Below are 13,606 nucleotides of genomic sequence, written 5' to 3' on the forward strand. Positions count from 1 at the left end.
CAGCCGTAAAATCTTTACACATCATCCATACCAGCAGCCGGGGAGAGATCTGACATGTTCAGGAAAACCAAATTATTGTCCTTCATCTTTATCCTTTTATTTATAATCTCTTCATCAGCCGGATGCATGCCCGCAAAAGCACAGGATGCTCCGGACGAGGAACAAAACCTCGTTGCGGCAGCCCGCCAGATGCGGCAGTCAAACAATGTACAGCTGAACTTCAGCAACCTTGAGATCAGCAAGTTCCTGAGGTTCATGTCGGAACTACTGAATGAAAACATCGTGGTGGATCCCGCTGTAGGAGGCAAGGTCTCTGTCGTTTCTCCCAAGGCCATCTCGCTGAGGGAGGCAAGGGAAGTGATGCTCTCCGTACTTGAGATGAACAACCTGTCGATACAGAACATGGGGGGGTATTCAAAGGTATTGCCTGCCAGTTCCGGACCGACACTGAACAACACCGTCATAAAGGGCGACCGCAGCATAGCTCCGGGTGAAGCCCTGACTGTCCAGATGGTCCCTCTTCGCCATGTAAAGGCCGGTTACATAACAGAACCGCTCAGATCCGCTGTACCTGATATAAATGTAACACCTCTCGAAAATGGGAATGCAGTCCTGCTTACCGGCAAGGCCTCTGCCCTGAACCGTTCCGTAAGCGTCATAAGGGCACTGGACGCCAAGGACAGCATAAGGAGCATCAAGGCGTTCACCCTTACCCATGCCAATCCAAAGATCGTGGAATCTCAGCTCAATGTCATGTCAAAGGACACTTCATCAAGGCTTTCAGGAATTCTCGCGGTGGGGGACGAGAGAACAAGGCGAGTCGTCCTTATCGGAAGCAATCAGGCTATTCTTGAGTCCGAAAGGATACTGAAAATTCTCGACGTGCCTTCAAGGGCTGAGAGCTTCCATGTCTACCGCCTCAAAAACGCCGATGCAAAGGTCGTGGCCGAACAGATGAACAGTATACTGGCCACTGCGGCCAAACTTTCCCCGGATCCAAAGGGAACGATCCCCTCTTCCGTGGTCCCGGACCTCCCTACAAACAGCCTTGTATTCACTGCCTCCCACGAACAGTTCGGCTCTCTCAAGGAGATACTGGTCCAGCTTGACATCCAGCCCAAACAGGTCCTGCTGAGGGGGCTCATAGCTGAAGTCAACCTCAACAAGCTCAACAGCGCCGGAATAGACTGGGCGGCATGGGGCGGAGGGATCGCCGGAGACGCGGTCATAGCAGGCAACGTCCAGATGGGAAGCTCTGCCATCCCCGATAACGTGATCGACCTTTACGAGAGGCTTATAACTACTGAAGAAGTTTACGATAAAGATGGAAGCACATATAAAACTACAAACACCGACGGAAAGGCGCTCATATACACTTACGTCAAGATGCTGAACAAGTATGACGCGATCAACGTACTCTCGATGCCCCGCCTGATGTGCACCGACAACCTGCCGAGCCACCTGCAGGTCGGACAGGTCATACCCCAAATGAAGGGCACTCTTACCGACACCACCAACCCAAGGGCCGTCCAGAACACCTATGAGTACAAGGACGTAGGCCTGATCCTATCTGTCACTCCCCATGTGAGGAGCGGCAATCTCGTCGCACTTGAGATAGAACAGAGGGTCGAAGATCTGCTGACAACGATGGGTTCTCCCACACCTGTCACCTCAAAGCGCGAGGTCAAGACAAACGTGCTGGTCGCGAACGGAGATACTATAATCATCGGAGGACTGATAAGAGAAGCAGAGAAGGTACTCAAACACAGAGTCCCCTTATTCTCCTACATCCCCCTTATCGGGAATCTCTTCAAATCGAGCGAAAAACAGAGGGAAAAGGTCGACCTCATGATATTCCTTACCCCCTATATACTCGAGGATCCGAAGGCTGCCTCCAGTATGACAACTTCGATAATAAGCGACGGACAGCAGTTAAGCACCGCAGAGATCGGTACACTGATGAAGAACCACGAGGGCTACCAGAAATCGATAGAGAACGAGGGAGTTACGAAGGAGATGCTGGATCCGCGCAATATCCTTAGCGGAGACAAGCAGGAAGAGAAGAAGGGCGACTGGAAGTCAAGGTACAACGAGCTGGTGAAAGAGATGGAAGCAAAGGATAAGGACAAGGGAAAATGACGCTCAAGCCGATGCCCTCACCCGAAGAGATCCTGGAGCTTATCCCCTCAGGTATAAGTCTGGACACTCTTCGCGACAAGGGGATGATACCGCTGAAAAAGTCGGGCGGGGTCATGACTGTAGGCCTTTCGGACCTCTCGGCCTTTTCAGAAGCCCAGCTCATAGCATCAAAAGCAGGCATGCCCTGCGAGACAGAGATATATCCGGCATCTGAAATACAGCATATCATAAGGAGCCTTTACGACATAAAAAGCGGCATCGTTATGGATACGCTCAGCTCAATAGAAGAGGTGAACGACCTTTCAGAGCTGGTCCGTCAGGAAGTTATGAGCGATACCGTGGACGCTCCTGTCATAAGACTTGTAAACGGACTGATAGTTGAATCGCTGAAGGAAAGGGCGACAGACATACACATAGAGCCCTATGAAGACAGGGTCACTGTCAGATACAGGATAGACGGCGTGCTTCACGACAAATACAGCCTCTCCAAAGGACACCAGGCACCTGTCACAAGCAGAGTCAAAGTTATGGCGAACCTTGACATAGCTGAGAGGTTCGTCCCTCAGGACGGAAGGATAGGGATAAGCCTGGGGGAGAGAATGGTCGACATAAGGGTCAGCTCACTTCCGACTCAGCATGGAGAGAGGATCGTAATGAGACTTCTTGACAGGGCAAGAGGACTTCTGTCGCTTGAGGAGCTTGGCATGAAGCCGGATGAAAGAAAAAGGCTGGACGACCTGATAAGACGGCCCAACGGCATGATACTCTTCACCGGACCTACCGGTTCAGGCAAAAGCACGAGCCTTTACGCTATCCTCCAGGCCCTTGCAAGACCCGAGGTAAACATCATAACCGTGGAAGACCCCATTGAATATGACCTGCCCGGTGTCGGACAGGTCCAGGTAAACGATAGGGCCGGACTTACCTTTTCTGCCTCGCTGAGGTCGATACTGCGCCAGGACCCCGACATCATAATGATCGGAGAAATGCGGGACTTCGACACAGCCCATATAGGCATACAGTCTTCCCTTACCGGACACCTGGTGCTCTCGACGCTGCACACCAACGATTCCATAAGCGCTGTAACAAGGCTTACCGATATGGGGATCGAACCGTACCTGGTTTCAGGTTCCCTGCTGGGGATCGTAGCCCAGAGGCTGGTAAGGAGGATCTGCCCCCATTGCAGGGAAGAGGTCCCCGCTTCGGGAGTTATTCTTGAACACGGAATAAAAAAGGCATGGCGGGGCAGAGGATGCGAAAAGTGCAAAAACACCGGATATATCGGACGTTTCGGCCTTTATGAGCAATTTGACGTCACACCGGAGATACAGGCAGCAATAGCGGAAAAAGCCCCTTCTTCAGAACTGCGCAGACTGGCACGGACGAATGGTTTCTTCACCCTTCTCGAACTGGGCATAAAAGCAGTGGCAAACGGCGAAACGACCCCCGAAGAAATGCTGCGGGTAGTCGGAGAGGTGTAAGAATTGCCCCTTTTCAAAGCTGAGGTATACACGGCAGGCGGCCGTCAAAAAGAGCTCCGGAAAGAGGCAGCAGGTGAAAATGAGCTTCTCAGGGAGCTTATATCCGATGGACTGACCGTAATAAATATAAAAGAGGAAAACAGCAGAAGTCTCAATATTTTCTCAGGGCGCAGGAAAAAAGCGAAGCAGATCAGACTGGAGGATCAGCATCTCTTCTGCATCACACTCTCTTCCTACATCAAAAGCGGACTTTCGATCACTGAAGTACTCAGCCTGCTGCAAAGACAGACGAGAAACAAATACCTCAGGCCCGTTTACACTGAGCTTAGGGAATCTGTCGAGGGCGGCCGCTCACTTGCAGCTTCAATGCGTGTCGCAGGGGTCTTCAGGGAGAGCCTGGTCGGGATGGTCGAATCAGGGGAAAGATCCGCATCCCTTCCCGACATACTGGAAAAAGCTGCGGAACTAATACACAACGAGATCCATCTGCGAAGGAAGCTTCGTTCCTCGCTTACATATCCGCTTCTGATGTTCATCGTAGGAATGGCAGTGGCAGTCTTTCTGCTTACCTTTGTGGTCCCGAGGCTGACAGTGCTCGTAATTGATTCGGGAGCCGAACTTCCCTTTGTGACCCGTCTTTTGATCCTCATATCCGATGCTGTAAGGGTGGGCTTTATTCCATTCCTGGCAGCTCTGCTGATCGTTTTTATATTCTTGCGCAAAAGCGGTAGAAGCATTTCCATCCCTATATTCAGAGAGATAAAAGAAAACATTGCATTCTCAATGATATTTTCACAGACCGGAACGCTTCTGAGATCCGGCTTGCCGCTTATCCTGGCGCTTAAGCTCACAGAACCGCTGGATCCCGTTAAGGGCAGGCTACAGACTGTGCAGGAGCACATAAAAAAAGGATACAGGTTTTCGCAGGGACTTGAAAAAGAGGGTTCCTTCCCCGAGGAGATAGTTTCAGTGGTAAGGGTGAGCGAAAACGGGAGGGATCTTTCCGACGGCCTGATCCGCCTGGGGAGCAACTGCTGGGACATCGCCCAGTCATCGATGCAAAAATACGCTGAGCTTGCAGAGCCAATAATAATACTTGTGATGGGTTTTCTTGTGGGATTCGTAGTTATAGCAGTGCTTCTGCCGATATTTGACCTTTCGACACTTGCAACGAGATAATAATTATCTGAGAGCACTAAGGGGATCGACCGGGAAGCTGTCCTTTCTTACCTCAAAGTGAAGGTGACTGCCTGTTGATTTTCCTGTGCTTCCGACATACGAAATGAGTTGGCCCGAATATACGGGATCTCCTTTTTGTACAGCCAGTTCGCTGCAGTGTCCGTAAAGGGTCGTGACCCCGTCTGCGTGATCCACAACAACTGTTTTGCCGTACCCTCCCATCCATCCTGAATAGGCGACTACGCCATCCATGGCTGAAACTATCGCCCTCCCGTATGGAGCCACTATGTCCAGGCCTGAGTGGAAACTGCCTGCTGAGGCATAAGAGTGGCCTCTCCAGCCAAAAAGGCTGGAAACTCTTCCCCTGACAGGCCAAATAAGGATATTTCGCAGCAGGTGCTCTCTTCCGGATGCGATCTTGACCATTCCGGTTTCTGTCTCTATTACCGCGGCATAATTTGCACCGGGCAAAAATACCTCTCTGCCTGAAGGAAGCGGCGAATCCTGGTCGATCCCATTGGCGGCACAGACCTGATCTGTTTTCGTGCCATAGAGGGAAGAAAGCCTTTTGATGCTTTCCCCTTCCCGGACTTTGACAAAGATCCCATCTCTGTCAGGTATCCTCAGAACTGTACCCGGCAAAAGGCTGCTGATTTTTTCCGGACTGTTTGACCCCAGTATCGTATCGGCGCTCAGGCCGAACATTTCAGCGATCGACCAGAGCGTATCCCCCTCTATTACTATATACGCGGTCACAGAGATCAGTTTTTTCTGCATTAAAAATTCTGCTTCACGTTTTTTCATTTCTTTGACGAAGGATGCAGTCTCTTCAATGTGCTCCCTGCCCCTGGGCACATAGATCACTACATCTCCTTTTCTCTCTCTTCGTCCGTCAATGCCGTTTATCCTCAGAAGGTCTTCTGTCGGGATCCGGTATTTTTTTGCGGCATTTTCGGGTGATTCCTCCATTTTAAGTATGAACTCGTCCCAATGTCTGTTGTTGCCCATGGCGGAGATCAGCTTGTCAGTCACTATTCCGCCGTTTTTAGACAGTGTGCGGTACAGCTCCCTTTCGGCAGGTGAAAGATTGGACATGTTAAGCAGGTCCCTTCCGCCTATTGATATCACTTCTTCACCCGAAGCGCTCCTCGGGTCATGAAAGCACAGCTCTCCTGCCGCATACAACGACAGTGCTGCGGCTGCCACGATGATCAATGGAGAAAAGAACATTATCGTCCTCTTATGCTTTTTTATCATTGCAGCTAACCTTTCCATTCCCTCGCTGTCCCTTTCGAATAAGGATGCGGCATGTTGCTAAAAATACAGGCGCGGCCTAAAAAGACCGCGCCTGATCGCTATTCCCGGTTTGTTATGTCTGAGTCAGGTCCTTCTCCGCCCTCCCGGCCGTCCGCGCCGTATGAAAACAGATCGAAGTCCCCGTCCCGGCCAGGGCACTCATAAACAAATTCCCTGCCCCAGGCGTCTTTGGGAACCTTTTTCATATAACCGTTCTTTTTGTAATTGAGCGGTTCCGGAGGAGTAGTCGGCGGTTTCACAAGGGCGGCAAGACCCTGGTCTGTTGTAGGATAAAATCCGTTGTCCAGATGGAAAAGGCCCAACACCTGTTCCAGCTGCGCTATCTGGGTCCTTGTAGTCTTTATCTTTGCCTCTTCACTCTGTCCGATCAGTCTGGGACCGACAAGAGCCGAAAGGAGGCCAATGATCACAACGACGACCATTATTTCAATCAGAGTAAAACCACGCCGTTTATCTATGATTTTTTTCGTTTTCATAAGAATCTGCCTGTCCCCTTTTTTCTGAAAGTTTTGTGACCTGATCTTGATTTGTTACATCTATTATCTACGTATCGCTCCATTAATAATTCTATAACCTTAAAAGGGCGAGGGAAAGAACCAGATAGACCAGACGTTCCCCAGAAAATGAAAAATTATTGAGGGCAGTATATTTCCATATCTCTCGCGCAGCCACCCCATTATAAGACCGGGGAAGAAGGTCAGAAGCGAAATAAAATAGGGGGCGGCGATAAGGTGCAGAGGTGCAAACACAAGATTTACGGCAACTATCGAGACTGCTGCGGAATACCTCTTCCTAAGCATCGGCTGCATCCAGCCCCTGAAAAATATTTCCTCTGCCACCGCTGCGGCCAGCCCAGAGATGATCAGCTTCAATACCAGGCCAAACGGTCTTCTGTGCGGAAGGTCATCCCATGGCCACACAAGGGCGACTGCAGTCAGCATTGATAGTGTAAATGCTGTAATAATAAGTGTTTGGGCTATAGCTTTTTTTTCAAAGACGACTCTGAAGGGAGAAACATCTTTCACCCTGCTCCTGTCTGATTTTTTATCATACGAGAAAAGATCTGAAAAAATGTCCATCCATTCCACTCTCTTTCCTGCCCGTCTATTATATCACCGCTATTTTTCGCGGATACTCGGCAGGAGGACCCTGTTGTTCTCAATGATCTGATTTGAGTCCCGCCCCGCACATCGTAAGCAGGCTGTCGGGCGTTTTTCCGTGCACCTCGCAGTATTTAAGGTATGCGGCGTAATTTGCGGCAGTCGTGTGTTCACAGTAGATGCCCTTTTCTGCCAATAGGGACCTCGCTTCAAGTATCTTGTCTTCCGGAGCTCTTATCAGCCTGACATGATACCTGTAGATGTACTCAAGTATCTCTTCACCGCGGGCCGGGCGGCCAATGGCTATCCCCTCCGCGAGAGTGGGCTTGGGAGTAATCTTTGCCGGAACTTTTTCGCCGGCCTCCGCCGCCTTCACAAAGGGATCGCAGTTTTCGCTCTGGATAGCCACTATGTTGGGCATCCTGTCGATCACCCCGGCGGCAAGAAGTTCTTCGAGCCCTTTTATCGCGCCTATAAAAAGCGTGCCGTTTCCGAGCGGGATGAAAATGTTCTCAGGAATTCTCCCCAGTTGCTCGTAAACTTCGTATATGTAGGTCTTGGTCCCCTCGTAGAAGAAGGGGTTATACACGTGGTTCGCGTAGTACTTCCCCTCTTTTTCCACCTTGGCCCTGCAGGCATCGGCGCAGTTGTCGCGGGATCCCGGGACTATGTTCACTCGCGCACCGTGCGCCTTTATCATGTCGATCTTTTTCGGAGACGTTCCCTCCGGCACAAAGATCTCACAGTCAATTCCGCATCTTCCGCAGTATGCCGCGATGCTGTTTCCGGCGTTGCCGCTGCTGTCCTGTACGACAGAATCCACACCTATCGCTTTGCAGTGGGCTATAAGGACCGCTGCGCCCCTGTCCTTGAAGGAGAGGGTCGGCATGAAATAATCCATTTTGAGGAGCACATCATCGCTGAAGCTTACTATCGGGGTCATTCCCTCTCCGAGAGTAACCTGACGCCATGTATCGTCCTCCAGGGCCATGAACGCTTTGTAGCGGAACATTCCCCAGATGCTTTTGTCTATACGCGACGGATCATAGCGGGGCGCATTAAAATCAAGCTTCCAGAGCCCTCCGCAGTCACACTTCGGCTTTCGGGTCGACGTGCTTTCTTTAATGCCGCATTTGGCACAGATAAAATTCATTTGGGCACCTCCGCGACCGCTTCTATCTCAACAAGACATCCGAAATGGAGCTTTCCGCAGGGAACAACACACCTTGCAGGCTTGTGATCTGCAAAAAATTCTGAGTACGCCTCGTTTACTTCATCCCACATATCTATGTCAGATATATAAATTCGGCACTGTACGACGTCTGCTTTGGACAGTCCTGCCTCACACAGGACCCTTTCCATGTTTGCAAGCGCAAGCACAGCATGTTCCAGGGCGCCTCCCGAAGCCACCTCCCCAGTATCGGGATCCCTTGAGAGCTGGCCCGAGATGTAAAGCACTCCGTTAGACAATATACCGGGGCTGTAATGTCCTTTATTCTGGATCTTGTATTCAGGAACGATCTTTTTCATCGATTTATCCTCCCTTTCGATCAACATCCGGCAACGCTGCAGGCTGTTCTATTCGATCAAATTAGGTTTTTTATCATTAACGATAATATTATAAACGTGAAAGGGCATGAATGAGAACATCCTGATATCTCAGTCCTATCCGGGATAAATATCTGCCGTTTATAATGCCGGACCGAAATAAAAATTATTAAAAATTAGTAATGACAACGTGACTATACCAATTTATAATGTCATTGTCTTGATACTTTGGGGAGGTGTCCTTTTATGAAAAAAATTGTTTTGTTTTTATTTTTTTCCCTTTTCCTCTTCCTTTTTGTCTCGCCCTATCCGGCATACGCGGGCAGCCCTGAGTATGACCAGGCTTACGCTGTCTACCAAAGCCAGGGAGCAGGGGCAGCTCTTCCGCTCTTCAAAAAAATAGTTGAAAGCAAACCTGACCCTGATGCGATGTGGATGCTCGGCTATATTTACAAGAACCAGTCTAACTTCGATACGATGTACGCCGAGAGCGCAAAGTGGTACAAGAGCTATCTGCAGTTCCCCTTTGTCAAAAAAGAATATGCAATGCAGGAATTGGGCGAAATGTATATGTCCGGGGGATATGGCGTGGAAAAGGACCTTGCTCAGGCAAGGTATTATTTTGAAAAACTCGTTGAATCGGGTTGGTCAAACAAGGATTGGTCGAAGTTCCCCTTAAATAACCTGACCATTGTCATAGGCCAGCAGATGGCCGGTTACACAAAGGATGACGCCGACTATGTCAAAGCAGGAAAGGCCCTTTCAAAAAACAAACCAAAGGATGCCGTTGCACCTCTTAAGCAGTCAGCGGAATACAAGAACCCAGACGCAATGGAAGTTTTGGGTATCATGTACAAATACGGCATAGGTGTCGAGCAGGACTATTTCGAAGCTGCTTCATGGTTCAGAAAGGCTGCGGAAAAAGAGCTTCCATATTCTATGCTCAACATGGGAAAACTCTATGAAAAGGGAAACGGCGTGACACAGGACGACACGATCGCGAGGGAATGGTATAAAAAATCCGCGCTCGCAGGAAATGAAGAGGCGAGGACGATACTTACCGAAAAGATGGTAAGGGATCCCCTGGTGCCAGAGACAGCCATTGAGATGATCGGAAATATGAGGTATGCAAAGGACGGGCTTCCCTGGGGAGAAGCCGTGAGCAAATTCATACTTAAACCAAAGTGGGAATATTACTACCATGATATGGAGGGGCACGTGGTAAAGCTGCGTGGATATTATGAAGACGCGCAAAAAGAAAAACACTCCATAGAAATAAAGTACTTTTTAAAATGCGAACCCAATATCGAGGACGGATCGAAGGCATTTTCGATCAAACGCCTCAGTTCGACCGTCAAGGACGAAAAGACAAAAGACGGCATCCCCGACTGGCTAGCCTACGAACTGGAATGACCTTTTAAGCAATTAAAGCATGATCTGAGCGCACAACATGGGCCGCCTCACGATGGGGACGGCCCATGTATTTTTAATGCTTCGGTATTATAATAAAGAGGTGAAATTCTATTCGGTCCTCAGCCTGCATACTGAAAAAGGAGGCGGTATCAATGGGTATTCTTGCTGCTGTGATGGTCCCGCATCCCCCGCTGATCGTTCCTGAGGTCGGCAGGGGTGAGGAAAAAAAAATAAATGATACGATAATAGGTTTTACAAAAGCGACGGAACTGATAGCGGAACTGGCCCCTCAAACTATCGTGATCTTTTCTCCGCACAGTGCCTATTATTCCGACTATTTCCACATTTCCCCGGGGAGATCCGCATCAGGAGACCTGTCTAAATTCGGGGCGCATAGGGTCACCTTCGATGTCCGCTACGACTCCGAATTCGTCCTTGAGCTTGAAAAAATGGCCCGCATAGAAAGCATTGAAGCCGGAACGATGGGCGAACGTGAAAAAAACCTGGACCACGCTACGACAGTACCCCTCTACTTTTTGAAGAAGGCATTCGGCGGGTTCATCCCGTGCAGAATAGTAAGGATAGGACTTTCGGGGATGCCTCTTGAGGAACACTACAGGTTCGGAGCTCTGATCAAAAAGACCGCGGAGTTGCTTGGCAGGAATATCTGCGTCATAGCAAGCGGAGACCTCTCTCATGTACTTAAAAGGGAGGGTCCTTACGGATACAGGTCTGAGGGTCGCGAGTACGACAAAAGGATCATGGATGTGATGTCCCGGGCCGCTTTCAGTGAACTCTTTGATTTCAATGATTCCTTCTGCGAAAGAGCCGCCGAATGCGGACACAGGTCATTCACTATAATGGCGGGATGCTTCGACGGGCTCTCCGTAAAGGCAGAAATGCTCTCATACGAAGGCCCGTTCGGCGTTGGTTACGGGATCTGCACCTTTATACCAGGCGAACCGGACCAAACGAGAAAATTTCTTTTGACACAGGAAATGGGGAGCGGGGAGAAGATGGATAAGATCAAAAAGGAAGAGAGTCCCTATGTGCGCCTCGCCAGAGAGACGGTGGAAAGGTATGTAGATGAGGGAAAGAGGCTGTCTGTTCCGGAATACCTGCCGGAAGAGGCCCTGACAAGAAGGGCAGGGACCTTTGTATCGCTGAAAAAATTTGGTCAGCTTAGGGGATGCATCGGCACGATATCCCCGGCCGAGGCAAACATATCGGAAGAGATCATACACAACGCAATAAGCGCATCGACCAGAGACCCGAGGTTTCCGCCTGTATCGCCCTCCGAACTTAAAGACCTCGACTACAGCGTAGACATACTTGGCGAGACGGAGGACATCGATTCTCCCGAAGAACTGGATGTGAAAAAATACGGCGTGATAGTCTCAAGCGGATACAGAAGAGGCCTGCTCCTTCCAAACCTTGAAGGAATCGATGACGTAGAAGATCAGATATCCATAGCCATGCAGAAGGCGGGAATAAGGAAGGGCGAGAGGATCAGACTGCAGCGTTTCGAGGTCGTGAGGTATCACTGAGATGATCTGTGACGTCTGTCCGCGCAGATGCAATATCGAAGAAGGCAAACGAGGCTTCTGCAAAGCAAGGGGCAACCGGGGAGACAGGAACGTCTCCCTCAGTTACGGCAAGCTGACATCTATAGCATTGGATCCGATCGAAAAAAAACCCCTTGCAAGATTCCATCCGGGAAGCAGGGTCCTCTCTGTCGGCTCCTTCGGCTGTAACATGGACTGCCCATTCTGTCAGAACTACTCGATTGCCTCGGCTTCTGAGGATGATGTCAGAACGAGGTGCCTTTCTCCCGGGGAACTGGCCGTGATGGCGGAAGAACTGAGGGAAGAGGGAAACATAGGGCTTGCCTTCACATATAACGAACCGATGATCGGTTATGAATACGTCAGGGATGCCTCGCTGGAGGCTAAAAAACGGGGAATGAAAAATATGGCGGTTACAAACGGATGCGTTATGCCGCATATACTTGAAGAGGTGCTGCCGTTGGTCGATGCCTTCAATATCGACCTCAAGTCCTTTTCGGAGGAGACATACAGCAGGCTGGGGGGAGACCTTAGAATAGTACAGGATTTCATAACAAGGGCGGCGGAAAGATCTCATGTTGAGATAACCACTCTCATAGTGCCGGGCATGAACGATTCGGAAGAAGAGATGAAAGCCCTCGCAGTCTGGCTCAGCTCAGTCGACCGTTCTATCCCGCTCCACATAACCAGATTTTTTCCCAGAAGAAAGATGTCTGACCGGATGCCGACCGACATTGACTTGCTGAGAAGGCTTTGCGCTACAGCGGAGAAACACCTGGACGACGTGCTTATCGGAAACGTATAGCCGGGCGCCGCCGCCCGGCTATACTCCGTGATGCCACAGATATTCTACTTTGATCCCACTTCATCACAGAGGTTCATAGTCAGATATTTTGCAACCTCACTGACTGGCATCCGCGGAATGAGCCACATCAGCTTGGTCACTATCGCCTCGAACCCCATGTCGAGGGCGCTTACCGCGCCTGTTTTCAGTGTCTTCTGCCCCACATCGTACGTCGAGAGGTCGACCCCGCCTTCGGGGCATTGCGTCGTTATTACAGGCAGTATGCCCAGGTCAACGGCTTTTTTGATGCCGGGGAGGAGATCCTCTCCCATGTAAGGCAGCCCTCCCAGGCCGAAGCACTCAACTACTATCGCTTTTGGCTTCATTTCAATGATCCTGTCGAAGTAATCCGCCCTGAAACCGGGGAAAAGCTTCACCGGGATCACTTCTTTCGAAAAAGATATTCCTTCTGATCCGGTGCCGAAGCTGCAAAGGGTCTTCATGTCAATGAAGGGAGATTTAAGCAGAGAGACCTTTTTGCCGTCTGATACTCCAAGTTCATCATAGTAGACAGACTTGAACGCTTCGATCCTCTTGCCCGACATCTTCTTAGCCCTCGGTCCGTGGATCAGCCTCCCGGCAAAGGCTAAGGCGATCCCCGACTGCTTTTGGGCAAGAAGGGCCTCGACAAATCTGAAGGCGTCCTCAAGGTTCCTTTTGGCGTCCGTTCCCGGCTCAGACATCGGGATCATCGACCCAGTCAGGACTACCGGCTTTTCGAGGTCCCTCATGACATAGGAAAGGGCGGCCGAGGTATATGCCATCGTGTCTGTGCCGTGAGTTATCACATAGCCGTCATATGAAGGATTCTCCCTGACGCATTTTATGATGGCCTTCCAGTCGGCCGGATCAATGTTGGAGCTGTCTTTGGAAAAGACATTGGCGATATCAATGTCGGCGATCTCGTAAATACCGGGTACCTGAGCCGCCAGTGCCTCGCCCTGGTCTATCGGCACGAGGCCCTCTGCACTCTGCTGGGATGCGATCGTGCCCCCGGTAGATATGAGCAGTATCTTCATT

The 13,606-nt window shown here is 50.3% G+C and carries 12 protein-coding genes; 6 read left to right on the top strand and 6 right to left on the bottom strand.

Translation table 11 applies throughout. The annotated features are described in order from the left end of the window. Positions 1–54: 54 nt before the first annotated feature. From gspD to OLM33_07850, 3 genes are read left to right on the top strand one after another with little or no spacing between them, the layout of a single operon-like run. Positions 55–2,139, top strand: coding sequence for a type II secretion system secretin GspD (gene gspD / locus OLM33_07840; protein MCW1713569.1), 2,085 nt, complete (start codon positions 55–57; stop codon positions 2,137–2,139). Beyond that, complete coding sequence (locus OLM33_07845) at positions 2,136–3,620, top strand: GspE/PulE family protein (GenBank protein MCW1713570.1); 1,485 nt, start codon at positions 2,136–2,138, stop codon at positions 3,618–3,620. The genes gspD and OLM33_07845 overlap by 4 nt, the downstream gene beginning before the upstream one ends. Positions 3,621–3,623: 3 nt before the next feature. Beyond that, positions 3,624–4,799 carry a type II secretion system F family protein gene (locus tag OLM33_07850; protein ID MCW1713571.1) on the top strand — a complete coding sequence of 392 codons (1,176 nt, stop codon included), beginning with the start codon at positions 3,624–3,626 and terminating at the stop codon, positions 4,797–4,799. 3 nt (positions 4,800–4,802) lie between these two features. Here the strand turns inward: OLM33_07850 and OLM33_07855 are convergent, their stop codons facing one another. The 5 genes from OLM33_07855 to OLM33_07875 form a co-directional block, all read right to left on the bottom strand. After that, positions 4,803–6,056, bottom strand: coding sequence for a peptidoglycan DD-metalloendopeptidase family protein (locus OLM33_07855; protein ID MCW1713572.1), 1,254 nt, complete (start codon positions 6,054–6,056; stop codon positions 4,803–4,805). 98 nt (positions 6,057–6,154) lie between these two features. Continuing rightward, entirely contained in the window at positions 6,155–6,592 is a 438-nt protein-coding gene (gspG, locus tag OLM33_07860) for a type II secretion system major pseudopilin GspG (protein MCW1713573.1), read from the bottom strand. A gap of 99 nt (positions 6,593–6,691) precedes the next feature. Next, entirely contained in the window at positions 6,692–7,195 is a 504-nt protein-coding gene (gene mrtS / locus OLM33_07865) for an SYNERG-CTERM system CAAX-type protease (GenBank protein MCW1713574.1), read from the bottom strand. A 79-nt stretch (positions 7,196–7,274) separates the two neighbouring features. Further along, positions 7,275–8,369 carry a threonine synthase gene (locus tag OLM33_07870; GenBank protein ID MCW1713575.1) on the bottom strand — a complete coding sequence of 365 codons (1,095 nt, stop codon included), beginning with the start codon at positions 8,367–8,369 and terminating at the stop codon, positions 7,275–7,277. Next, entirely contained in the window at positions 8,366–8,746 is a 381-nt protein-coding gene (locus OLM33_07875) for a RidA family protein (protein ID MCW1713576.1), read from the bottom strand. The genes OLM33_07870 and OLM33_07875 overlap by 4 nt, the downstream gene beginning before the upstream one ends. 264 nt (positions 8,747–9,010) lie before the next feature. Between OLM33_07875 and OLM33_07880 the strand changes: the two genes are divergently transcribed. The 3 genes from OLM33_07880 (at position 9,011) to amrS (ending at position 12,547) form a co-directional block, all read left to right on the top strand. After that, on the top strand, positions 9,011–10,177 hold the full coding sequence (locus OLM33_07880) for a sel1 repeat family protein (protein ID MCW1713577.1): 1,167 nt from the start codon (positions 9,011–9,013) through the stop codon (positions 10,175–10,177). Positions 10,178–10,329: 152 nt separating this feature from the next. Next, positions 10,330–11,724: an AmmeMemoRadiSam system protein A gene (amrA, locus tag OLM33_07885; GenBank protein MCW1713578.1), complete on the top strand. Its 1,395-nt coding sequence runs from the start codon at positions 10,330–10,332 to the stop codon at positions 11,722–11,724. 1 nt (position 11,725) lies between these two features. Further along, the gene (gene amrS / locus OLM33_07890) at positions 11,726–12,547 is read left to right on the top strand and encodes an AmmeMemoRadiSam system radical SAM enzyme (protein MCW1713579.1); all 822 of its coding nucleotides are present in this window, start codon (positions 11,726–11,728) and stop codon (positions 12,545–12,547) included. 44 nt (positions 12,548–12,591) lie between these two features. Here amrS and OLM33_07895 read toward each other — a convergent pair whose 3' ends face one another. Further along, positions 12,592–13,605: an asparaginase gene (locus OLM33_07895; GenBank protein MCW1713580.1), complete on the bottom strand. Its 1,014-nt coding sequence runs from the start codon at positions 13,603–13,605 to the stop codon at positions 12,592–12,594. Position 13,606 lies beyond the last annotated feature (1 nt).

Source organism: Synergistaceae bacterium DZ-S4, assembly GCA_025943965.1.
GTDB lineage: Bacteria > Synergistota > Synergistia > Synergistales > Synergistaceae > Caenicola > Caenicola nitritireducens.

Excerpts from the sequence above, each read along its gene's own strand:
- OLM33_07870 (MCW1713575.1), bottom strand. The coding sequence starts at position 8,369 with ATGAATTTTATCTGTGCCAAATGCGGCATTAAAGAAAGCACGTCGACC.
- OLM33_07845 (MCW1713570.1), top strand. The coding sequence starts at position 2,136 with ATGACGCTCAAGCCGATGCCCTCACCCGAAGAGATCCTGGAGCTTATC.
- amrA (MCW1713578.1), top strand. The coding sequence starts at position 10,330 with ATGGGTATTCTTGCTGCTGTGATGGTCCCGCATCCCCCGCTGATCGTT.
- OLM33_07880 (MCW1713577.1), top strand. The coding sequence starts at position 9,011 with ATGAAAAAAATTGTTTTGTTTTTATTTTTTTCCCTTTTCCTCTTCCTT.
- gspG (MCW1713573.1), bottom strand. The coding sequence starts at position 6,592 with ATGAAAACGAAAAAAATCATAGATAAACGGCGTGGTTTTACTCTGATT.
- amrS (MCW1713579.1), top strand. The coding sequence starts at position 11,726 with ATGATCTGTGACGTCTGTCCGCGCAGATGCAATATCGAAGAAGGCAAA.
- OLM33_07875 (MCW1713576.1), bottom strand. The coding sequence starts at position 8,746 with ATGAAAAAGATCGTTCCTGAATACAAGATCCAGAATAAAGGACATTAC.
- OLM33_07855 (MCW1713572.1), bottom strand. The coding sequence starts at position 6,056 with ATGATAAAAAAGCATAAGAGGACGATAATGTTCTTTTCTCCATTGATC.
- gspD (MCW1713569.1), top strand. The coding sequence starts at position 55 with ATGTTCAGGAAAACCAAATTATTGTCCTTCATCTTTATCCTTTTATTT.
- mrtS (MCW1713574.1), bottom strand. The coding sequence starts at position 7,195 with ATGGACATTTTTTCAGATCTTTTCTCGTATGATAAAAAATCAGACAGG.
- OLM33_07895 (MCW1713580.1), bottom strand. The coding sequence starts at position 13,605 with ATGAAGATACTGCTCATATCTACCGGGGGCACGATCGCATCCCAGCAG.